This window comes from Halomonas sp. Mc5H-6, from assembly GCF_024124705.1.
Taxonomy (GTDB): domain Bacteria; phylum Pseudomonadota; class Gammaproteobacteria; order Pseudomonadales; family Halomonadaceae; genus Vreelandella; species Vreelandella subterranea.
This window is the reverse complement of record NZ_JAMXSI010000006.1, coordinates 158,392-178,816: the sequence shown is the minus strand read 5'-3', so window position 1 is coordinate 178,816 and position 20,425 is coordinate 158,392. Positions and strand designations below refer to the sequence as shown.

Annotated in this window: 18 protein-coding genes; 8 read left to right on the top strand and 10 right to left on the bottom strand. The window is 57.3% G+C overall.

Annotated elements, in window-relative coordinates; genetic code table 11:
* Positions 1-255: 255 nt before the first annotated feature.
* The 5 genes from NH395_RS10810 (at position 256) to NH395_RS10790 (ending at position 5,499) form a co-directional block, all read left to right on the top strand.
* Entirely contained in the window at positions 256-1,089 is an 834-nt protein-coding gene (locus tag NH395_RS10810) for a CoA transferase subunit A (protein ID WP_253024681.1), read from the top strand.
* Entirely contained in the window at positions 1,089-1,862 is a 774-nt protein-coding gene (locus NH395_RS10805) for a CoA-transferase subunit beta (protein WP_253024680.1), read from the top strand. Before NH395_RS10810 ends, NH395_RS10805 begins: the two co-directional genes overlap by 1 nt.
* A gap of 10 nt (positions 1,863-1,872) precedes the next feature.
* Positions 1,873-3,075 carry a 3-oxoadipyl-CoA thiolase gene (gene pcaF / locus NH395_RS10800; protein WP_253024679.1) on the top strand — a complete coding sequence of 401 codons (1,203 nt, stop codon included), beginning with the start codon at positions 1,873-1,875 and terminating at the stop codon, positions 3,073-3,075.
* Positions 3,076-3,175: 100 nt separating this feature from the next.
* Positions 3,176-3,976 carry an alpha/beta fold hydrolase gene (locus tag NH395_RS10795; RefSeq protein ID WP_253024677.1) on the top strand — a complete coding sequence of 267 codons (801 nt, stop codon included), beginning with the start codon at positions 3,176-3,178 and terminating at the stop codon, positions 3,974-3,976.
* 146 nt (positions 3,977-4,122) lie between these two features.
* Positions 4,123-5,499 carry a VOC family protein gene (locus NH395_RS10790; protein ID WP_253024675.1) on the top strand — a complete coding sequence of 459 codons (1,377 nt, stop codon included), beginning with the start codon at positions 4,123-4,125 and terminating at the stop codon, positions 5,497-5,499.
* Between the two features lie 317 nt (positions 5,500-5,816).
* On the opposite strand, the gene NH395_RS10785 is transcribed toward NH395_RS10790, so the two are convergent.
* The 5 genes from NH395_RS10785 to NH395_RS10765 all read right to left on the bottom strand — a co-directional run bounded on the left by NH395_RS10785 (position 5,817) and on the right by NH395_RS10765 (position 11,417).
* Positions 5,817-6,671 carry a sugar phosphate isomerase/epimerase gene (locus NH395_RS10785; protein WP_253024673.1) on the bottom strand — a complete coding sequence of 285 codons (855 nt, stop codon included), beginning with the start codon at positions 6,669-6,671 and terminating at the stop codon, positions 5,817-5,819.
* 139 nt (positions 6,672-6,810) lie between these two features.
* On the bottom strand, positions 6,811-7,836 hold the full coding sequence (locus tag NH395_RS10780; protein WP_253024671.1) for an ABC transporter permease: 1,026 nt from the start codon (positions 7,834-7,836) through the stop codon (positions 6,811-6,813).
* Positions 7,836-8,855, bottom strand: a complete 1,020-nt coding sequence (locus NH395_RS10775; RefSeq protein WP_253024669.1) for an ABC transporter permease — start codon at positions 8,853-8,855, stop codon at positions 7,836-7,838. The genes NH395_RS10780 and NH395_RS10775 overlap by 1 nt, the downstream gene beginning before the upstream one ends.
* The gene (locus tag NH395_RS10770; protein WP_253024667.1) at positions 8,848-10,368 is read right to left on the bottom strand and encodes a sugar ABC transporter ATP-binding protein; all 1,521 of its coding nucleotides are present in this window, start codon (positions 10,366-10,368) and stop codon (positions 8,848-8,850) included. Before NH395_RS10770 ends, NH395_RS10775 begins: the two co-directional genes overlap by 8 nt.
* A gap of 41 nt (positions 10,369-10,409) precedes the next feature.
* On the bottom strand, positions 10,410-11,417 hold the full coding sequence (locus tag NH395_RS10765) for a substrate-binding domain-containing protein (RefSeq protein ID WP_253024665.1): 1,008 nt from the start codon (positions 11,415-11,417) through the stop codon (positions 10,410-10,412).
* 286 nt (positions 11,418-11,703) lie between these two features.
* Here NH395_RS10765 and NH395_RS10760 point away from each other — a divergent pair, with 286 nt between their 5' ends.
* From NH395_RS10760 to NH395_RS10750, 3 genes are all read left to right on the top strand, one after another.
* Positions 11,704-12,771, top strand: a complete 1,068-nt coding sequence (locus tag NH395_RS10760) for a LacI family DNA-binding transcriptional regulator (protein WP_253024663.1) — start codon at positions 11,704-11,706, stop codon at positions 12,769-12,771.
* A complete protein-coding gene (locus tag NH395_RS10755; protein WP_253024661.1) occupies positions 12,746-13,378 on the top strand; it encodes a nucleoside/nucleotide kinase family protein in 633 nt (210 codons plus the stop codon). The genes NH395_RS10760 and NH395_RS10755 overlap by 26 nt, the downstream gene beginning before the upstream one ends.
* A 213-nt stretch (positions 13,379-13,591) precedes the next feature.
* Positions 13,592-14,590 carry a LacI family DNA-binding transcriptional regulator gene (locus NH395_RS10750; RefSeq protein ID WP_253024659.1) on the top strand — a complete coding sequence of 333 codons (999 nt, stop codon included), beginning with the start codon at positions 13,592-13,594 and terminating at the stop codon, positions 14,588-14,590.
* Between the two features lie 19 nt (positions 14,591-14,609).
* Here the strand turns inward: NH395_RS10750 and tal are convergent, their stop codons facing one another.
* The 5 genes from tal to NH395_RS10725 all read right to left on the bottom strand — a co-directional run bounded on the left by tal (position 14,610) and on the right by NH395_RS10725 (position 20,419).
* On the bottom strand, positions 14,610-15,563 hold the full coding sequence (gene tal, locus NH395_RS10745; protein ID WP_253024657.1) for a transaldolase: 954 nt from the start codon (positions 15,561-15,563) through the stop codon (positions 14,610-14,612).
* Between the two features lie 17 nt (positions 15,564-15,580).
* Positions 15,581-16,312, bottom strand: coding sequence for an SDR family oxidoreductase (locus NH395_RS10740; RefSeq protein ID WP_253024649.1), 732 nt, complete (start codon positions 16,310-16,312; stop codon positions 15,581-15,583).
* A 9-nt stretch (positions 16,313-16,321) separates the two neighbouring features.
* A complete protein-coding gene (locus NH395_RS10735; protein ID WP_253024647.1) occupies positions 16,322-17,863 on the bottom strand; it encodes an FGGY-family carbohydrate kinase in 1,542 nt (513 codons plus the stop codon).
* Positions 17,864-17,939: 76 nt separating this feature from the next.
* Entirely contained in the window at positions 17,940-18,920 is a 981-nt protein-coding gene (locus NH395_RS10730; protein ID WP_253024645.1) for a ribose ABC transporter permease, read from the bottom strand.
* The gene (locus NH395_RS10725; protein WP_253024643.1) at positions 18,917-20,419 is read right to left on the bottom strand and encodes a sugar ABC transporter ATP-binding protein; all 1,503 of its coding nucleotides are present in this window, start codon (positions 20,417-20,419) and stop codon (positions 18,917-18,919) included. Before NH395_RS10725 ends, NH395_RS10730 begins: the two co-directional genes overlap by 4 nt.
* Between the last annotated feature and the right edge of the window lie 6 nt (positions 20,420-20,425).

Here is a 20,425-nt window from a genome sequence, read left to right as displayed (position 1 = left end):
CCCTTCTTTATACCTTGGTAGTAGCGAAGCGCAGCCAAAACCGGTCTATGCATTTTGGCTCTATAAATAAAGCATTGTTATTTAAGGTTTTTTTATTTATATCGGCCTGTGTATTGCTTCAAATTTGATGGCCTGAGCCCAACAGCCATTTGACCCGGTATGTATTCGGCAGTAAATTGTTCGTATTGAGAATCTATGTTCGTTTAACGAACAAATGCCAATAAGTTAGTAACGTTCAGCTAAGAGGCACCCAACATGGCCGAGTTTCTAAGCTTGCATGACGCGGTAGCGCGCTTCGTCGAAGACGGCGCTACCGTTGCCATGGAAGGCTTTACCCATTTGATTCCATTTGCCGCCGGTCACGAAGTGATCCGTCAAAAAAAGCGCAACCTGACGCTGATTCGTATGACCCCCGATATCATCTACGATCAACTGATCGGGGCGGGCTGCGCGAAGAAAGTGATTTTCTCTTGGGGCGGTAACCCGGGCGTGGGCTCGCTGCACCGTCTGCGGGATGCGGTGGAGAAAGGTTGGCCGCGCAAGATCGAGATTCTTGAACACAGCCACGCCGCCATGGCCTGCGCCTTTGAAGCGGGGGCTGCTGGTTTACCGCTGGCGGTTTTTCGCGGCTACATCGGCAGCGAACTGCCCAGCGTCAATGATCAAATCAAATTTATCGAGTGCCCATTTACCGGGGAGCGTCTAGCCGCTGTGCCGTCGGTGCGTCCGGATGTGTCGATTGTTCACGCCCAACGAGCAGACCGCCAGGGCAATGTGCTGGTGGAAGGGATTGTTGGTGTGCAGAAAGAGGCGGTTTTGGCAGCCAAGCACAGCATTGTCACCGTGGAAGAGATCGTCGATGACCTGGACACGCACCCCAACGCCTGTGTGATTCCCAGCTGGGCCATCAGCGCCGTTGCCGTCGCGGAAAAGGGGGCGCTGCCTTCTTACACGCATGGTTACTACGACCGCAGCAACCGCTTTTATAAAGAGTGGGATGCGATTGCCCGTGACCGCGAGGCCTTTACCCAGTGGCTCGATGACAACGTTTTTAACGATGTTCAACATCATACAGGAGAGACTATTTAATGAGCCTCGAATATACCTCGTCTGAAATGATGTCGGTGACTGCCGCGCGGGCACTGGAAAATGGCATGACCTGTTTTGTGGGCATCGGCTTACCTTCCGAAGCCGCTAACCTGGCACGCCTGACGCATGCGCCGGACGTGGTGCTGATTTATGAGTCCGGTACGCTGCAAACCAAGCCCGATATTCTGCCGCTCTCCATCGGCGATGGCGAGCTGTGCGAATCGGCGTTGACCACCGTGTCAGTGCCGGAGATGTTCCGCTACTGGCTGCAGGGCGGCAAGGTCGACGTGGGCTTTTTAGGCACCGCCCAGATCGACCGCTTTGCAAACCTCAACACGACGCTGATCGGTGATTACAAGGCGCCCAAGGTGCGCCTGCCGGGCGGCGGTGGCGCGCCGGAAATCGCCACCAATGCGGGGGAAGTGTTTATCACCCTGAAGCACTCCAAGCGGGCGTTTGTAAAAGACGTCGACTTTGTCACCACGCTTGGTTTTGGCCGCGACGGCAAAGGCCGCGACAACGTGCCCAACATCGGCAAAGGCCCTACCCGGGTGATCACCGACCTCTGTGTCATGAAGCCTGACCCCGAGACTAAAGAGCTGGTGGTGGTTTCGCTGCACACTGGGGTATCCCGTGAAGACGTGATTGAGGCCACTGGCTGGGAGATCCGCTTTGCCGAGCAGCTTGAGAGCACTCCCGAGCCCAGCGAAACCGAGCTTACAATTTTACGTGAGCTAAAAGCCCGCACCGAGCGCGCCCACGTGGGCGCATAAGGAGTTTTTGATGAGCGATGTCTACCTTTGCCATCCGCGTCGCACTGCTGTGGGCCGTTTCGGCGGTACGCTTGCCAGTGTACGTCCAGATGATTTCGCCGCGACAATTTTCAAAGCCGTGCTGTCGGAAGCGCCGAACCTCAATCCTGTGTCTTTAGACGAAGTATTCATGGGCTGTGCCAACCAGGCCGGTGAAGATAACCGCAATGTCGCGCGGATGTCATCGCTGCTGGCGGGCATTCCCACCTCGGTACCTGGCACTACCATGAACCGCCTTTGTGGCTCGGGTATGGACGCAGTGGGCACGGCGTTTCGTGCCATTAAAGCCGGTGAGATGGAGCTGGCGCTGGCTGGTGGTGTGGAATCCATGTCCCGAGCGCCTTACGTGATGGGCAAGGCCGATAGCGCCTTCGCCCGGGGGCAGAAGATTGAAGATACCACCATCGGCTGGCGCTTTATCAACCCGCTGATGAAGGAAGCCTACGGCGTCGAGTCCATGCCGGAGACGGCGGAAAACGTTGCCGAGCAGTTCAACATCTCCCGTGAAGATCAGGACGCCTTTGCGTTGCGTTCCCAGCAGAAAGCCGCCGCCGCGCAACAGGCCGGTCGCTTTGCCCAAGAGATCACTGCGATTGAGATCCCACGCCGCAAGCGGGAGCCGCTGATCTTTGATCAGGATGAGCACCTGCGGGAAACCACGCTTGAGAAACTCGCCGGACTGCCCACTCCCTTCCGTGAAGGTGGTAGCGTCACCGCAGGCAACGCCTCGGGTGTTAACGACGGCGCGGCGGCGATGTTGGTGGTAAGCGCGGCAGCGGTCAAACAGCACGGTCTTAAACCGATGGCGAAGATCATTGGCATGGCAACGGCGGGCGTTGAGCCACGGATCATGGGTTACGGCCCCGTGCCTGCGGTCAACCGTCTGCTTGAACGCACCGGCGTGAGTCTCGATGACATCGATATTATCGAACTCAACGAAGCCTTTGCCGCCCAGGCACTGGCGTGTATGCGCGACCTGGGGCTGGCCGACGATGATCCTCGCGTCAACCCTAACGGCGGCGCGATTGCCCTGGGGCACCCGCTAGGCATGTCCGGCGCGCGCCTGTTGCTGACCGCCGCCCATGAGCTGCAAACCAGTGGCAAGCGCTATGCGCTTTGCACCATGTGTGTAGGCGTGGGTCAGGGTATCGCCACGCTGATAGAAAGGGCGTAAGAAGGATAAGGTAAGGGGGAAGATATAAGAGTTGAAGCTCTGATCTTCCGTATTACCGCGAGCTTCCAATGATGCGATGCCTGAGGAAGGGAGAGTTACTATGGCATTTATGGATATCAATGGCCGCAGCGTCGCCTACCGGCTGCTCGGCTCGGAAACGAGCCCACTGATCGTTATGGCGCACCCGCTGGGCATGAGTCAATCAGTATGGGACGACGTGATTCCCGCGCTGCTGCCACGTTACCGGGTACTGACTTGGGATCTACCTGGTCACGGGGCAAGCGCGGCTGTAAGCGGTAAACAAATCAGCCCCTCCGACTTGGCAGCTGAAGCATTGGCACTGGTGGAGCTCGCTGGCGCTAGGCGCTTTCACTTTATTGGAACGTCGATCGGTGGTGTGGTTGGCCAGCAGCTGATTGTCGCGCACGCCGAGTGTCTATTGTCAGCAACGCTGACCAATACCGGCGCGGTGATCGGCAATCCGGATCTCTGGAACACCCGTGCAGGTCGTGTACGGCAGGAAGGCTTGACGGCGATGTCTGAAGAGATTGTGCCGCGCTGGTTTGCGCCAAAGGCGTTTGAAGCAAGCCCGGCGCTGAAAGCGGGCTGGTGCACCCAGATGGGCCGTGGCGATGATGAGTCCTACGCCCAGCTGTGCGAAATGCTCGGCCGCGATACGTTCACTGGAAGGCTCTCAGGTAAGAACACTCTTCATAAGGTTAGGGTACAGCTGTTTGGCGGAAGCGAGGATCTGGCCACGCCGCCTGCGACGCTGGAAGCCCTATCAGCGGAGCTCGATGACTCACCGCTAGAGATTTTTGAAGGCGTGGGTCATGTACCCTCGGTAGAAGCCCCGGCGCTGTTCGCGCAAAAGCTACTAGCTGTGCTCGCCGTCGATTGAAGCGATTTTTGGGTAGGGCTACTCCTTAAGTAGCCATGTGAAGCGCTTTCGGATACTTGCCTGCATCATCCTTTTCAAGCGCTATTAGCACACATGATATCTATAAATCCTTTTGACATTAACAATACGCTATAGAGAGCCTCGAAATGACCCCAATATCGTTCCTTTCAACCGACGTTATTCGCGACCGTTTCTCTAAGGCCATGTCGGACATGTATAAAGCAGAAGTGCCACAATACGGCGCGTTGCTTGAACTTGTGGAACGAGTCAACCTAGAAACGCTCAACCAACAGCCTGACCTGCACCGCCGTTTGAAAAGCCAGGATGAGCTGGCGCGTTTGAGCGTAGAGCGCCACGGGGCCATTCGAGTGGGAACAGCAAACGAGCTTTCCATGTTGCGGCGGCTGTTTGCCGTTATGGGGATGTACCCGGTGGGCTATTACGATCTCTCCGAAGCTGGGGTGCCTGTTCACTCAACAGCCTTCCGGCCCATCGACGATGAGGCGCTGGCGCGCAATCCTTTCCGCGTTTTTACCTCGCTACTCCGTTTAGAGTTAATCGAAAGCGAGACGCTACGCCAGCGTTCAGAAGAGATACTGGCGAAACGTGATATTTTCACTCCGCGCGTGCGGGAGCTCATTGAGCGTCACGAGTCCGAGGGCGGGCTAACCAACAAGGAAGCTGACCAGTTTGTTAAGGAAGCACTGGAAACGTTCCGCTGGCACCAGGACGCTACGGTCGATCTGGAGACTTATCATGCGCTTCATGATGAGCACCGGTTGATTGCTGACGTGGTTTGCTTCCGAGGGCCACATATTAATCACCTGACGCCGCGCACCTTGGATATTGATGAAGTGCAGCGCCGTATGCCGGATATGGGCATGAATCCCAAAGCGGTGATTGAAGGGCCGCCGCATCGTGAATGCCCTATTTTGTTGCGCCAAACGAGCTTTAAGGCGTTAGAGGAGTCGATTCGTTTTGCGGGTAACGCAGAAGGAACCCATACGGCACGCTTTGGTGAAATTGAGCAGCGCGGGATGGCACTCACGCCAAGGGGGCGTGAACTTTATGACCAGTTACTGAGAGAAGGCCGCAAACAAGCCGCGGAACTGGATAACGAGGCTTATCAAGCAGTAATGAATAAGGTATTTATGGCGCTTCCCGACTGTGAGGAGGCAATGCGCCATGAAGGCTTGGCGTACTTTCAATACCGCCTGACAGAAGCAGGTCAGACCGCTGAGGGTAATGCTAGTAACGATCTTGAGGTTTTGATCGAACAAGGCCTTGTGGAAGCCCATCCGATTACTTATGAAGACTTTTTACCGGTGAGTGCTGCAGGTATTTTTCGGTCGAACTTAGGTGAAGAGCAGAACGAGGCCTATGAGGGTAACGCTAATCGCGGTGCCTTTGAAGAAGCGTTGGGTTCTCAGGTAACCGATGAGCTTTCGCTTTACGCTGAGCGCGAGCAGGCATCGAAAGCAAATGTCTTGGCGAGTTTGAAAGGCGATACTTTAAAAGCCTAACCGGTGTATGGAAGCCGGGAGCCAAGATCAGGGCGGTGTGATGTGACGGCCGCATAAAAAGTCCTTGTGGTTCTGTCATTTGCCCACTCCGCCATTTAAGTGCCTAAGAAGAACACGTAAGGCGAGACATCGTTGGACGGCTATGGTTGGCATCACCCCAGGATTGTACCCGAGCAGCGAATCGGACTATAAAGTGTCGCGCTACTCAATCTGGGGTGAAGTCGTACTAACCAATCAAGACGGGCTGGTACTTTTCTAGTAAGGCGATGCTGTTCTGAGAAGGCTCCTTTGAGAAGGCTCAAGGCGAGAGCAAACGATCAGATTAAACCATACTGGTTCGCTTTCATTCGCAGGTAGCTAAGGCCGTCGGTGAGCACTTCCTCGCGGGAGGGGGCGACATCGCGCCAAACGGAGAGGGCGCTGGCTACCTGAGGGGGCACGGTGATAAAGCTCTCCATGGCCATGCCGCCCTTGAATTCAATGGCGGCAAGAGCGGTGAAGACTTCATCCCAGGCAATCGTGTCGCGACCTGGCGTGCCACGGTCGGATGCGGACAGATGAATGTACTTGAGGTGCTCTCGGGCACGAAGAATGCCTTGGGCGATGCCCTTTTCTTCGATATTCATGTGGTAGGTATCGAGGTGGACAAAGACATTTTCGGCACCGACCATCTCGCATAGCATGACTGCCTGGTCGGCGGTGTTGAGCAGGTGGTTTTCATAGCGGTTCACCGCTTCCAGCCCGTATAGCATTCCTTTTGACTGGGCATAGGCGGCGGCTTTTTCGACCACTCGGGCCGTCGCGTCGTACTCTTGCTGAGTGGGGCGGGAGCCGGTGCGCTGACCAATGCCGCCGTAAATGACCCCGCTCATCACCTTGGCGCCTATCTCGGCGGATTTATCAATGGCCATGGTGAGAAAGTCGAGTGCACCTTCTGGGTTGTTGGTAGGCAGCTTGTCCAGGGGGAGCCCAAGCGAGCAGACACAATCTACCTCAGCTTTTTCCAGCAGGTTGCGTGTATGGGCGGTATCGACCCCCATGGGATCCAGCATCGTTATCTCAAGAAAGTCGATGTCGTGCTTGACCGCTTCGGAAATGGCCAACTCGGCGGCTGGCCGATCCCACTCCATTGCCCACATGGCGGTATGTACGCCAAAGCCACTAACACTCATGGGTCACTCCTTCTATTATTGTGTGAACGTGCGATTCTTGTGTGGATATGATGGTTATGTGTAAGTGCGTTTGTGATGTAAGTACGTTTGTTATGTGAGTACGTGCTCGTTGCACACTTACGTCATCGTGGCGGCAACCTCAGGCACTTGCCTTGCGCCTTGAGGAGAACCTGGCCCAGAGGTAGCGCACCACCATGACGGCGAGGAGAATCCCGCCCCATAGCGCTGTTGCCAGGTGTTGGTTGGTGCCGAGCAGGTTAAGACCGGAGCTGATGACCTGCAAAATGATGAGTGCCATGACAACCGGCGCTACGCGACCAAAACCACCGAAGGGGTCAACCCGGCCTAAAAAGCAGGCCAGCACGGTGATCAAAAGGTAGGCTTCGCCATGGCCAACGCGCACCGAGTTGAAGCGGCTGGCCATGATGATGCCCGCGATACCGCACATGATGCCGGACAGTACGTACACCATGGTGAGGGTGCGTCTTGTGCTGATGCCTGAGTAGCGTGTAGCGGCTGTGTTTGAACCCAGCATGTAGATCGAGAATCCTAACCGGGTGCGGTTGAGGATCAGCGCCCAAATAGCAGCACTGAGGCCGAAAATCAGCAGTGGAATGGGAATACCAAACAGTGTGCCTTGGCCAAGATAGGCAAGTTCTTCGGGGAAACCTGAAATACTGCCGCCACGGGTAAGAAACTCGCCTAATCCGCGCAGGAATATCATCATGGCCAGTGAGGCGAGAATAGGGTGCGCGCCAGTGTAGGCAACAATGGCCCCCAGCGCCCACCCGATCAGTGCGCCGCTGAGTATGGCGGCCAACATGCCGAGTAGAATGCCTGTCATGCCCGCGTCCGTACCACCCAGCCAGCCAATTACCCAAGCCATCGCTAGCGCTGAGATATTGGCGGAGAAAGTAATCGCGAGGTTGAGCCCGCCTGAGAGCAAGGGGATCAACATGGCCAGTGCCAGCAGGCCTAGTTCAGGTAGCTGGAAGGCGATGGAGGAAAAGGTAGCGCCGGTAAAAAAGCGGTCGGATAACGAGCTGAACAGGATCAGCAGCGCCAACAGAACAATGCTTATGCCTATCAGTTCTCCTGCTGGGCCAGATGAGGGGCTACCTCTGGAGGCGTTGCGAGAGAAAAGCTGCGTTACAAATGAGTGCATTACACTACCTCCCCATGACGGGTTGTGGCACGCGTGCGTTTAAGGCGCGTGCGCAGGGCATCGAGGGTATCCCCTGACATGCAGATAGCGATCAAAATAGTGGCCCCCACGATCATTCGGAAAGCGTAAGAGGAAATGCCAAGCAGGTTGAGGCCGTTTTGAGTAATGGCTACCAGGGCCAAGCCGAGCACTGCCCCCAGCAGCGTGCCGCGCCCGCCTCCCAGGCGTGCTCCGCCCAGCACGACAGCGGCAAGCACTTCAAGCTCTCGCCCGTACATGGCATTGGGCACGACCTCTTGGGCGTAATGCATCTGCATGAGCCCTGCGATGCCGGCGCAAGCACCCAGCCAGCCGTAGGCCAGGTAGTGCATCTTGCCAATGCCTATCCCCAGTCGCCGTGCGGCTTCGGGGTTGTCGCCCATGGCGAATATCTGGCGGCCAATGTTAAGGCGCCTAAGCAGCAGCCAAGTGGCAAATAGCACCACTGCCATGACGAAAACGGGCAGGGTGAGTTCGGCCCAGCCGTTGCTGGTTTCCAGTTCGAAGAATACGACACGGTCAACCACCCAGTCCGGTAGTAGATAAATCGAGGCGCCGTCGGTTAGAAACATCAGCAAGCCGAAGAACAGGTTAAAGGTGGCGATGGTCACGACAATCGAGATGATTTTGAAGTGATAGATAAAGGCGGCGTTGATGGCACCTAGCAAAGTGCCAAAGCCAATGGCTAAGCCAAAACCAATAGCCCAGTTGCCGCCGCCGATGCTGATCAAGGTGGTGGCAGTAAGGTACTGGACGACCGAGGCGGCCACGGCGAAGGAGATGTCTATACCACCGGCGACCAGCACCACCAAAAGGCCCGCAGCGAAGATCACGTTGACTGCGGAGTAGTTAAGGAGGTCCAGGATATTGACCAGCGTCAGAAAGGTATCGGTGGTGAGTGATAGCGCGATGCAAATCAACACGATCACGGCGATCAGCCATAGCTCGGTACCACCCACACGAGGAATAAATTTATGCATGAACAGCCTCCTCAATGTGCGTAAGCTCGGTCGTCGCGGGTGTGAATTCCTCTATTAAACGGCCATCACGCATGTGCAACACGCGGTCCGAGTTGAAATAGACTTCAGGTATTTCGTCTGAAATCAGCAGAATCGCCACTCCCTGCTCTGCAAGGGCGGTCACGATTTCGAAAATACCGGCACGGGCACCGACGTCCACACCGACGGTGGGACTGTCGAGAATTAATAGTTTTGGCTCGGTGGCTAGCCATTTGGCAAGTACGATGCGCTGCTGATTACCGCCAGACAGGCTGGAAATGGGATCGCGGGTATCGCCAATCTTGACCTTCAGGCGGTGAATCCAGTCATCCACCAGACGCTTTTTTTTCTTCGGTGAGAGCAAACCGAGCGGGTTTAGCAGGCGACCAAGCACGGTAATGGCAGTGTTATCGCCGATGGGTTGCTGTTGGATCAGGCCAAGCGATAGCCGGTCTTCGGATACATAGGCAATCCCGGCCTTGATGGCATCCCGGTTTGAGGCCATGTGAAGCGGCTTGCCTTCGAACACAATCTGGCCTTCGTCGGGTCGTCGCATTCCGAATAGCGATAGTGCGAGTTCTGTGCGGCCCGCGCCAAGCAGGCCAGTTAGCCCGACGATTTCTCCAGGGTGTATATCGAGATCTACATTGTGATACTCCCCACTGCGGGAGAGATTTTTAACGTTCAGTAGCGGGTCGCCCTGTTGGGCTGGAGCTGGGCGCGTCTGGTAATCGAAACGTTGGCCCGTCATCAGTTCGGTCAAGCGTGATTGGGTCATGTTGCTGGTGGAGTAGGTGCCGACGTAGCGACCGTCGCGCAGCACTGTGACCCGGGTACAGATATCCAGAACTTCCGCTAGCCGATGGCTTACAAACACTACGGCAATATTCTGTTCGGACAGCTTTCGGACGATAGTGATGAGGGCTTCGGTTTCGTGCCGCGACAGTGAGGCGGTAGGCTCGTCCATGAAAACCAGGCGTGCGTCAGCAATCAGGGCCCTGGCGATGGCGGCGAGCTGGCGGTTGGCAATGGACAGGGAGTCGACCCTGACGTCCAGGTCGATAGATACACCTAACCTTTGGAGTAGATCGGCGGCCTTTTGACGCATGGTCGCGTAGTTTACCAAGCCCACGCGAGTGCCAAGGTTCTGTTCAAAGGCTATGTTTTCGGCCACGCTCATTTCGGGAAATAGGGCAAGGTCTTGCCAGATGACCTGAATGCCCATTTCTCTTGCCTGGGAGGGACCTAACCCGAGCATGTCCTTGCCATCCCATTGCATGATGGCGCCGGGTTCTGGTTGGTGTACGCCGCTGATGGTTTTGATCAGCGTGGATTTCCCGCAACCGTTTTCTCCGGCAAGGCATAGTACCTCGCCTGGTATGACGTTAAAGGAGATATCGTCAAGCGCCTGTACACCGCCAAAACGCTTGGATACGTGCTCAAGGCGCAGCAACTCAGGGGGCTGCTCATCAGCCCCAGCTAGTTTATGGTTCATGGTTGACCTCTGGCGTGCTCCTGGGGGACAGCTAGGCGCTGTTAGAGGCCGAGGGCGGCCAGTTCATCGACGGTTTCGCTATTGATCTCGATCAGCTGGTCGACAATGATGTTGCGGCTCTCTACGTCCGGATCAATCACGCCGAGTCCTTCGACTTCCATGCCGCTTTCCAGCGTCTCGCCATTGGCCAGCAGAGTGCCAAGAGTGACAAATACTTCGCCAGCCTGTTTAGGATTCCACATGAAGCCACCGCTTAACACGCCGTCATGAAGCAGGCGGCGTCCCTGGCCTGGTGAGAACGGGCCAAGCACGACAACCTCGCCACTGAGGCGGCGTTCCGCTACGGCGCGTGCCGCACCAATCGGCCCTTGGCTGCCAAAGGCAAGTATGCCACCGAGGTCGTCGTTGGCCCGCATCAGGTCAAGCGCTGTACGTCGGGAGGCGTCCACATCCTCGGCCACGCCATAGCGGTCGCCAATGGCGCTCATGTCCGGGTAATTATCTTCGATATAGGCGATTGCGGCGTCTGCCCAGGCGTTGTGCAGAGGAACGGAAAGTCCGCCAACAAATACCGCATACTGACCGCTGCCATCCATCAGCTCGGCCAGGCGCTCGCCGTAGGCCTCACCAAACCCCTGGGCTGAGGCAAGCTCGAAGTTCCAGGCCACATTTTGCTGGTCAGGCGATTCATGAGTAAGCACGATGATGCCTTGGTCACGTGCTCGGGCAAGCACTGGCTCAAGTACCTGAGCATCATTGGGCACTACGCCGATAACATCCACGCCTTGGGCGATCATGTCTTCGATGGCACGTACCTGAAGGGCTGGATCTGCACTGGTAGGTCCGACCATGAAGCCTTCAACCCCGAGTTCCTCGGCTTTTTCTTCAATGCCACTTTCCATGGCGTTGAACCAGGGGATTCCGCCGATCTTGGCCACAACACCTATGGTGGGGCTGTCATCGGCGATGGCAGCGCCAGAAGCGAGGGCCATGATGGCTGAGCTGGCGGCGAGCTTGAACGCGCGGCGTGAAAGTTTGCTGAGGTTCATGTTTGTTCTCCCGTTATCTTTGTTGATCTTGTTTACGGATCTTGTTTGTTGATCTTGTTTACGGATCTTGTTTGTTGATTTTATAGATCGAACGGATATGTACGTTGCTGGCTGGGAGCCTGTTATCAGAGCCAATGCTGCCTCTGTCAGTTAAAAGCTAAAACCTTTTAGCTTGTTTCGTCAAGCCGCTTGGCGCATATTTGGGACCTGAAGCTAAAACCTTTTAGCTTGTCTCTTCAAAAAGAGCATGGCATGGTGATTCAGCGCTTATATCACGGAGATCAATATGACCAGAGCAAAGCCGGGAGGGCGAACCACGATCAGGGATATTGCCAGTGCGGCGGGCACTTCTACCTCGGCGGTCAGCTTTGTGCTCAACGGTAGTTGGCAGCAGCATCGGATCAAGGAGGCGACAGCAAAGCATATACTTGCGTTGGCCAAGCAACTGGATTATCAACCGAATCAGCGTGCCCGGGGACTCCGCATGCAGCGCTCGTCGCTGGCCGGTATGATCGTACCTCACCACCGCAATCGCTTTTTTGCTGGCCTGATCGAGAACTTTGAGAGTGAGGCGCGGCGACGTTCCTTAGTGCCGATCGTGGTGAGTACTCAGCGTGATCAGGATATTGAGGAACAAGTGACCGCCACTCTGGTGGGCCAACAGGTAGAGCTATTGGTCATTGCAGGCGTGCGCCATCCGGAGCCCTTGAATCAGCTATGCCGTGCTCGGGGGGTGCGTTGTGTCAATGTCGACTTGCCGGGAGCTGATACGTTTTCTGTGGTGACGGACAACGTGGGGGGGGCCCGTAATCTGACCCGTATGTTGTTGAAGGATATTCCTCAGGGCGAGCGCGTGATTTTTCTCGGAGGGCGGGAGGACGAGTACGCAACGGACCAGCGGGTGGAGGGGTTTATGGCGGTATGCCGTGAGCATTCACGTACCGTCGAGCCAGGCGATATTTTGCGCTGTGGGTACAGCCCTCTGGCATCCAAAGCCGCACTGGAGGCGCTTTTTACCGATGGCGGCAAGCCTCCTGCGGCGTTGTTGGTTAACTCGATCACTGCTTTTGAGGGGTTTGCCATGTTCTGGCACGCCTATCCCGAACGGGTTCGTCATGCCCGCCTGGCTTGCTTTGACTGGGACCCTTTTGCTGCCTGTTTACCGCTCGATACCATCATGCTGAGGCAGGACATGGAAACAATGATTCAAACCTGTTTCGAGTGGTTTGATGGCAGCGCCGAGCGTGCCGGTGAAGTGGTGGTTATTCCGCCACGTTTAGTGATTGGTAATCCCTCCGAGTCTCAGTTTTTGCAGGAGGAGCAGCCGGATGCTGAATACTATCAACCTTCATGAACTGGTTGTACGTCTTACCCCCTGGTTAGAGGGGCCTGAGCGTCGGCTTGTCGCATTGGCAGGGCCGCCCGGGGCAGGCAAGAGTTATATTGCCAAACGATTGTTTGATGCGCTTTCGTCAATTTCTCCTGGCCACGTGGCGATTCTGCCCATGGATGGGTTCCACTACGATGATGAGTTGTTGTCGGAACGCGGTGACTTGGGTCGCAAGGGCGCTCCTCATACCTTCGATGTTGATGGCCTGCATGTGATGCTACAGCGTATTACGGCTGATGATGGCACCGCCGTAGCCGTGCCGGTATTTGATCGAACCAGGGAAATTTCGCGAGCCGCCGCCCGTATGATCGGCCCTGAGGTGCGCCTTGTTATCGTTGAGGGAAACTACCTACTGCTGGATGACCCGCAGTGGGTGACGTTGTCTGACCAGATGGATTTGCGTGTTTTTATTCAGGTGCCTGAACATACACTTGAGCAGCGCTTGGGTCAGCGCTGGACTCATCTACCCGATGCGCAACGTCGGGCCAAGTTGGAAGGCAATGACTTGCCAAATATGCGTTTAGTCGTCCAGCAGAGTAGCATTCCTGATTTCTATCTTTACAATGTTTGACAGCCTGAGCTTGCCTGACAATGATGATGGCCACTTCATGAAGGTAATACGTTAAGGTACGGTCAATCGCTGCAAGACCGACTGAGGTGGCTCCCGCCAATTGAAAGCTTGAAGGCGCTACTAAGCACTGACCCTGTTGTATTCCCGGCTCCAACTGCCAGGGCATTGGATCGTTGGTCTTGCACTGTATCCTTGATATACGAGTCGTACATCATGACGAAACGCAGCCAAGTCACTATCACCGATATCGCCAAACATGTGGGTATGACCAACATGACGGTGTCGCGTGCATTGAAAAAGCCTGAGAAGGTCAGGCCAGAGACGCGTGAGAAAATATTGGCTGCGGCAAACGAGCTGGGCTACGTACCGAATGCCTTCGCCAGCCATCTTCGAAGTCGCAAGAACCGGCTCATTGGGCTGGTGACAGCCAGCGTGGATAACCCTTTTTACAGTGAAGTGATCAAGGCCATTTCACGTGCGGCCAAGGAGCATGACTACACCATCATGCTGATCGACACCGATGGCTCGCCAGAACTTGAAGAAGTGGCGATCGATACCCTGCTCAGTTATCAGGTGGCGGGGATCATTCTGTCGCCTGTCTCTGACGACGCCAGTTACCGACCCAATTATCTGGAACGGCTGCGTAAGGCCAACTTGCCGGTGGTGATGCTGGACCGAACGCTGGATGTGACGGACTTCAGCCGTGTGGTACTGGACAACCACCTGGCCGGGCGATTGCTTGGCGAGTGGCTGGTAAAGAAGAACATCGAACGCGTGCTGACACTAACAGGACCCAGTGGCTCGCAAATCACACGGCATCGGCTGGCTGGTCTCAAAGCGGCTTACGAGGAGGCGGGCGTTCCTTTGTCATTGGAGCAACGCCCAGGCGACTATACCTTACAGCCCGCCTATCGCGACATGGCCGCCCATCTTCGCCAGGATAAGCTCCCCGACGCCGTATTCGGTTTCAACCAGTTGATCACGCTGGGGGCGATGCGGGCCCTGCACGATGCCCACGTATCACGGGATGATGTGCTCGTCGTCGGCATCGATCGGCTTCCCTATGCCGATATTTTCGATGTATCGATCCCCTGCGCAGTGCACGACACCTACCAATTAGGGCATGAAGCCTTTCGATTGCTCTTCGAGCAAATAAAAGACCCCACCACCGATGGCCGTGAGGTCACGATCTCTGCCACGCTGATTCAGTAAGTCGCGCGGGAACTTAACATCACAGGGCAGCCAAGCGCTGGGCAATCTGCTCTTCAAGGCGCGACTGATCATAGGCGAAACGGCGGATACCCTCGGCCAGCTTGTCATTGGCCATGGCGTCCTGATTGTGTCCCCAACGAAAAGCAGGCTCGTTGAGCGGTGTTGGCCGTGGGCCGCCATTGCGTGTCATCAACACATTGGCCTTAACTTCGCCCGGTGTCGTCGCCAGTTCTTCGAGCAACACCGGCGAGATGGTCAACCGTGGGCAGCCGGCGAGTGCCAGCACCTGGTCGGCGGTGCGGAAGCTGGCGCCCATCACCACGGTATCGTAACCGCCTTGACTGACCCGCTCGCAGACGCCACGCACGAACTGTACGCCGGGGTCGTTTTCGGGGGTGAAGGTTTGCCCGGTCTCCTTCTTGTACCAGTCGGTGACGCGGCCGACGAAGGGAGACACCAGGAACACACCCGCATCAAAACACGCCTGGGTCTGCGCATCGCTGAACAGAAGGGTCAGGTTGCAGTTGATGCCTTCTTTCTCCAACACTTCTGCGGCACGAATGCCCTCCCAGGTGGAGGCTAACTTGATCAATATTCGGTCTTTGGCCACCCCTCGCTTCTCGTAGAGCGCTACCAGCTCGTGGGCCTTGCGGATGCTGGCCTCGGTATCGAAGGACAGCTTCGCGGCCACTTCGGTGGATACCCGGCCAGGGATGAGCTTGGCAATCTCGCTGCCCATGGCCACGGCGAGGCGATCCACGGCATGTTCTGCCTGCTGGTCGCGGGGTTCGGCTTTGACGGCAGCGAGTTCCTGATCAATTAATGCTTGGTACCCCGGTAACTCAAAGGCCTTGAGCAGCAATGATGGGTTGGTCGTGGCGTCGTGCGGTTGGTAGCGCTGAATGGCCTCCAGGTCACCTGTGTCGGCGACCACCATGGAGTGCTGACGAAGCGCATCGAGCTGATAGGTCATGGAGTTTCCCCTTGGCATTAGTGAGACGTGAAGCCGCCGTCTATGGGCAGGCTGGCACCGCTGATCATTGAGGCCGCCGAGCTGAGCAGGAAGGCAACCGGCAGCGCCACTTCACGAGGAGCGGCAAAGCGCCCCAGGGGAATGGCTGCCAGCATAGGGTCGCGCTTGGCGGGGTCTGACCAGGCGCGTTCGGCCATGGGGGTCAGTGTCACCGTCGGGTTGACGCTGTTGACGCGGATGCCCTTGGGGCCAAGTTCGAGACACAGCACCCGCGTCATGGCATCCATGGCCGCCTTGGACGCGCAGTAGCCGAGATGCCCCGGCAGGGCCGCCATGGCCGCCTGACTGGAGACATTGACGATGCTCCCCTGGCGACCATTCGCAATCATGTGACGTGCGGCCTCCCGGGCGACCACGGCACTGGCGGTGACGTTGGTGGCCATGATTTGCTCAAGGTCTTTCGCCTTGACGTCGAGAACGTCGTCGAGGATCGAGACGCCCGCGCAGTTGACCAGGCCATCAATGACAGGCATCTCAGCGAAGGCCGCGGTGACTGCCGCTTCATCGGTAATATCGACGGCCAGGGTAAGCGCCCCGAGCGACTGCTCAAGTTCGCTGAGAATGTCTTGATTACGGCCTATCAGCACCAGGTTAGCGCCCAGCTCGGCGAGGGCTTTGGCTATGTCGAGACCGATACCGCTGGTCGCGCCCGTGACGAGAATGCGTTGATTCTGCAGTTCGAAATTCATGGAATACGTTCACTCGCTCTGTGTGTGGCGGGTATTGAGCTGATGCATGATCGGCTTGAGCGTCGGATAGAGCTGGCAATAAAGTGTGAAGAGTTCATCGTATCGACACGCCGCCGTCTCGCATGGCGTGGCGCGCTCGACGAGGGTGCCATGCTGTAGCGGCTGGGCGAGGTCGAGCAAACCGCAAGCCTGACCGGCCAGCAGGCCAGCACCCAGCGCGGCCTCAACGCTCTCGCGGTAGGTGTAGACGGGCATGCGGGTCACGTCGGCGATGATTTGCATCCATAGATCCGACTGAGTGGCACCGCCGACCACGATCAGGTGGTCGTCGAGGGTTACTCCCTGTTGGGAGCCTGCTTCGATGTTGTGCCGTAGCGCGAAGGTCACGCCTTCCAGCACGGCTCGGTAGAGATGATGGCGCTGGTGATAAAGGCTGAGCCCGATGAAACCGCCGCTGGCATGGGCATCCCATACGGGGCTGCGCTCGCCCATCAAGTAGGGCAGGAAGAGCAGGCCATTGGCCCCCGGGGGGAGTTCGCGCGCGGGCGGCTCGAGACGTTCAAAGGCACTCCCGCTCTCACCGGCGACGGCCTTGTCCTCACCACAGAAGGTATCGACGTACCAGCTGACGGAAGCCCCCGCGGTCAGGGCCCCGCCGAAGGTGTAAAGGTCCTGGCCGCCATTCAGCACATGCGGCATGCTGATGAGCCCCTGCCGGGCATCGACGCGCCGATTGATCACCCCCCAGCACATGCTGGTCCCTATCATGGCGATGTGGTTGCCTGGACGAGTCGCCCCTGCCGCCAGCGTGGCCATCGCCGCATCGACGCCACCGGCGACCACGGGGATACCGGCTTGCAGGCCCAGCGATTCGGCCAGCGATGGCTCCAGGCCACCGACTGTCGCGCCCGAGTCCACCAGCCGGTCCGGCAGTTTGTCTCGGTCAAGACCCAGCGCATCGAGCATTTCCGTCGACCATGCGCGTTTTTCCAGGTCGTAGATACCGCCGATATTACCGGCTGAGCTGTGATCGATAGCGATTTCACCACTCAGACGGTAGTTGATGTAGCTGTTGGGCGGCAGCAGATAACGGGTCTGCTCCCAGACCTCGGGGCGTTCGGCCTTGAGCCACATCATCTTGGTGAACCCGTAGTAGCTGTCCACGCCGTTGCCAGTGATATCCCCCAACCGGCTGAGGTCGACTTGCGCCTTCACCCACTGCACCTGAGCCTCAGCCCGACGGTCCATCCATATCAGGCAGGGATAGACGGGCCGGATATCCGCGTCGACCGGGATACCCGAACCGCCGTAAAGGCTGCTGACGCAAAGGCCTTTGACATGCTGGGGGTCGACCCTCGGGTCAGCCAGGCAGTCGCGAAGGCAGTCGAGCACCGCTTCCCACCACACATCCGCCCACTGTTCAGCCCAGAGTGGATGCGGCGTGTCAACGCGATAACCCCGGCTATGTTCGGCCAGTATCCGGCCCTTGTCATCGAGCACTAGCGCCTTGGTGCTCTGGGTGCCAATATCGATACCGATCACAGTTTCCATGCAGCTCTCCTTTTCTCGACTCTCGACTCTCGACTATCGACGCGGGGCTGAATCTCGCCAAAGCGTATGTCGAAATTCACAGCGTGCGCTTGCGGCTGATATAGATCGCCAGCAGGATGATCAAGCCCTTGATGACGGTCTGGAGGTAGGGCGACACGCCCATCAGGTTGAGGCCGTTATTGAGCACGCCCAGCAGCATGGCGCCGACTAGCGTACCCAGGATCATGCCGCGCCCCCCGGTGATGGCGGCGCCCCCAAGCACCACGGCGGCGATGGCGTCGAGTTCGAAGCCGACCCCGGCATTGGGCTGCCCGCTCATGAGCCGTGAGGTCAGAATCAAGCCGGCGATAGCGGCCGTGGTACCGCTCAGTGTGTAGACCAGCAGTTTGTAGCGGGAGACGCGAATACCGGACAGCCGGGTCGCTTCCTCGTTGCCACCGATGGCATACAGGTAGCGACCGGTCGATGTATGACTGAGCAGTACATAACCGACGGCATAAACGGCAATCATGATCAGGATCGGCGTCTCGATACCGGCCACGCTGCCGCGCCCGAAAAAGGCAAACCCCTCCGGCAGACCGGAGATCGGATAGCCGCCGGTGTAGATCAACCCGAGGCCACGGGCGATGCCCATGGTCGCCAGGGTGACGATGATCGGGGGCATCCCCGCAAAGGCGACGAAGACACCATTGAAGGCCCCGAAAGCGGCACCTACCAAGAGCCCGAGCACGATCGCCAGCGAGGGTGGCAACCCGGCCACCATCATGCCGGCCATGAGCGTTCCCGATAGCGCCATGACCGGGCCGACCGACAGGTCGATGCCGCCGGTGAGGATGGCCAGGCTCATGCCGACGGCGATGATCGCGATGATCGACGACTGGCGCACCAGGTTGGCCAGATTGCTGCCTGACAGGAAGTTGTCATTGATCAATCCCATGGCGACGAAGACGACGATGAAACCGATCAACGGGTAGAAGACTGGCGTTCGGCGCCAGCGAGCCAGTCGCATCTTGAGTGACTGACGGGCGGAGCCGGGAGTAGATGCAAGCTGGTTCATGCGCTGAGTCCCCCAGTAGCATGGTGCATGATAGATTGTGAGCTGAGATGTTCGCCCTCGAGTTCGGCGGCGATCCGGCCTTGATAGAAGACCGCGACGCGGTCACACAAGCCGAGCACTTCGGGTAGTTCTGAGGAGATCATGATGATCGACACGCCCTGTGCGGTGAGCTCCTTCATCAAGGCATAGATTTCCGATTTGGCGCCAACATCGATGCCCCGGGTAGGTTCGTCGAAGATCAACACCTTGCACTGGTGACCCAGCCAGCGGGCGATGACCACTTTTTGTTGGTTGCCACCACTAAGGTTGCTGACCGGTGTTTCAGGACCAGGGGCTTTTACCCGCACCGAGTTCATCAGGTCGGCGGCAATATTTGACTCCTGACGGCGTTTGATCAACGGCAAGGCGCCCTGGAATTGCGCCAGGTTGTTCAGGGAGATGTTGTCGCGGCAAGAAAATGGCAGGATCAGGCCTTGGGTCTTGCGGCTTTCCGGTAGTAACCCGATTCCCTGCTCAAGGGCGGTTGCCGGGTGGCGGAGCTTGATCGGCTTGCCTTCCATGCTGACCTTGGCATGTACGGGACGTGTCGCACCGATAAGCCCCATGGCGAGCTCGGTGCGACCGGAGCCTACCAAGCCTGCGAAGCCAAGGATCTCGCCACGATGAAGTTTCAATGAATACTCGGGACCCTCGGGGTCGAGGCGTAGCGATTCAATGTCCAGTACCACGTCAGCGCGGTCGGCATCGCACCGGTATTCGGGGAACAGGTTCTCGACACGTCGTCCGACCATCTTTTCGATCAGGTCATCGGGAGTGGTCGAGGCGGTGTCACCGTCATAGACCTTCTCACCATCACGCATCACGGTGACGTGATCGCAGATAGTGAAGATTTCCTCCATGTGGTGAGAGATAAACACCATGCCGACCTCTTGCTTGCGCAATTCGCGCATGATGCTGAACAGGTGATCGGCTTCACTGGGCGTCAAGGTGGCGGTTGGCTCGTCAAGTACCAGGATGCGTGCATCCAGCGATAGTGCTTTGGCAATTTCGATAAACTGCTGGTCGGCGACGCTCAGCTCAACGATAGGGCAGTCCAGGGGGATGCTCACATTGAGACGCTCGAACAAGCGCTGAGCTTCGGCGACCATGCCACGTCGGTCACGTAGCCCTAATCGGTTGCGTTTTTCACGTCCCAGGAAAATATTGTCGACGGCGTCCAGATCGGGGATCAGGCTGAACTCTTGGAAGATAATGCCGATACCGGCGTCCAGCGCATCCTGATACCCGTGAAATTCGCAGCGCTTGCCATCAATGATGATGTCTCCTTCATCTTGACGGTAGATGCCGCAGAGAATCTTCATCAGCGTCGACTTGCCAGCCCCGTTCTCGCCAAGCAGGGCATGCACCTCGCCAGCGTGGAGATCGAGCGACACATCTTGCAGGGCCTTCACCCCGGGGAACGACTTCGAGATGTGCCTCAGGGAAAGTAATGGAGTCATGGAAAT

Excerpts from the sequence above, each read along its gene's own strand:
- NH395_RS10765 (WP_253024665.1), bottom strand. The coding sequence starts at position 11,417 with ATGAACCTCAGCAAACTTTCACGCCGCGCGTTCAAGCTCGCCGCCAGC.
- NH395_RS10735 (WP_253024647.1), bottom strand. The coding sequence starts at position 17,863 with ATGGAAACTGTGATCGGTATCGATATTGGCACCCAGAGCACCAAGGCG.
- NH395_RS10750 (WP_253024659.1), top strand. The coding sequence starts at position 13,592 with ATGACGAAACGCAGCCAAGTCACTATCACCGATATCGCCAAACATGTG.
- NH395_RS10790 (WP_253024675.1), top strand. The coding sequence starts at position 4,123 with ATGACCCCAATATCGTTCCTTTCAACCGACGTTATTCGCGACCGTTTC.
- tal (WP_253024657.1), bottom strand. The coding sequence starts at position 15,563 with ATGACCTATCAGCTCGATGCGCTTCGTCAGCACTCCATGGTGGTCGCC.
- NH395_RS10760 (WP_253024663.1), top strand. The coding sequence starts at position 11,704 with ATGACCAGAGCAAAGCCGGGAGGGCGAACCACGATCAGGGATATTGCC.
- NH395_RS10805 (WP_253024680.1), top strand. The coding sequence starts at position 1,089 with ATGAGCCTCGAATATACCTCGTCTGAAATGATGTCGGTGACTGCCGCG.
- pcaF (WP_253024679.1), top strand. The coding sequence starts at position 1,873 with ATGAGCGATGTCTACCTTTGCCATCCGCGTCGCACTGCTGTGGGCCGT.
- NH395_RS10740 (WP_253024649.1), bottom strand. The coding sequence starts at position 16,312 with ATGAATTTCGAACTGCAGAATCAACGCATTCTCGTCACGGGCGCGACC.
- NH395_RS10795 (WP_253024677.1), top strand. The coding sequence starts at position 3,176 with ATGGCATTTATGGATATCAATGGCCGCAGCGTCGCCTACCGGCTGCTC.
- NH395_RS10770 (WP_253024667.1), bottom strand. The coding sequence starts at position 10,368 with ATGAACCATAAACTAGCTGGGGCTGATGAGCAGCCCCCTGAGTTGCTG.
- NH395_RS10785 (WP_253024673.1), bottom strand. The coding sequence starts at position 6,671 with ATGAGTGTTAGTGGCTTTGGCGTACATACCGCCATGTGGGCAATGGAG.
- NH395_RS10730 (WP_253024645.1), bottom strand. The coding sequence starts at position 18,920 with ATGAACCAGCTTGCATCTACTCCCGGCTCCGCCCGTCAGTCACTCAAG.
- NH395_RS10775 (WP_253024669.1), bottom strand. The coding sequence starts at position 8,855 with ATGCATAAATTTATTCCTCGTGTGGGTGGTACCGAGCTATGGCTGATC.
- NH395_RS10725 (WP_253024643.1), bottom strand. The coding sequence starts at position 20,419 with ATGACTCCATTACTTTCCCTGAGGCACATCTCGAAGTCGTTCCCCGGG.
- NH395_RS10780 (WP_253024671.1), bottom strand. The coding sequence starts at position 7,836 with ATGCACTCATTTGTAACGCAGCTTTTCTCTCGCAACGCCTCCAGAGGT.
- NH395_RS10810 (WP_253024681.1), top strand. The coding sequence starts at position 256 with ATGGCCGAGTTTCTAAGCTTGCATGACGCGGTAGCGCGCTTCGTCGAA.
- NH395_RS10755 (WP_253024661.1), top strand. The coding sequence starts at position 12,746 with ATGCTGAATACTATCAACCTTCATGAACTGGTTGTACGTCTTACCCCC.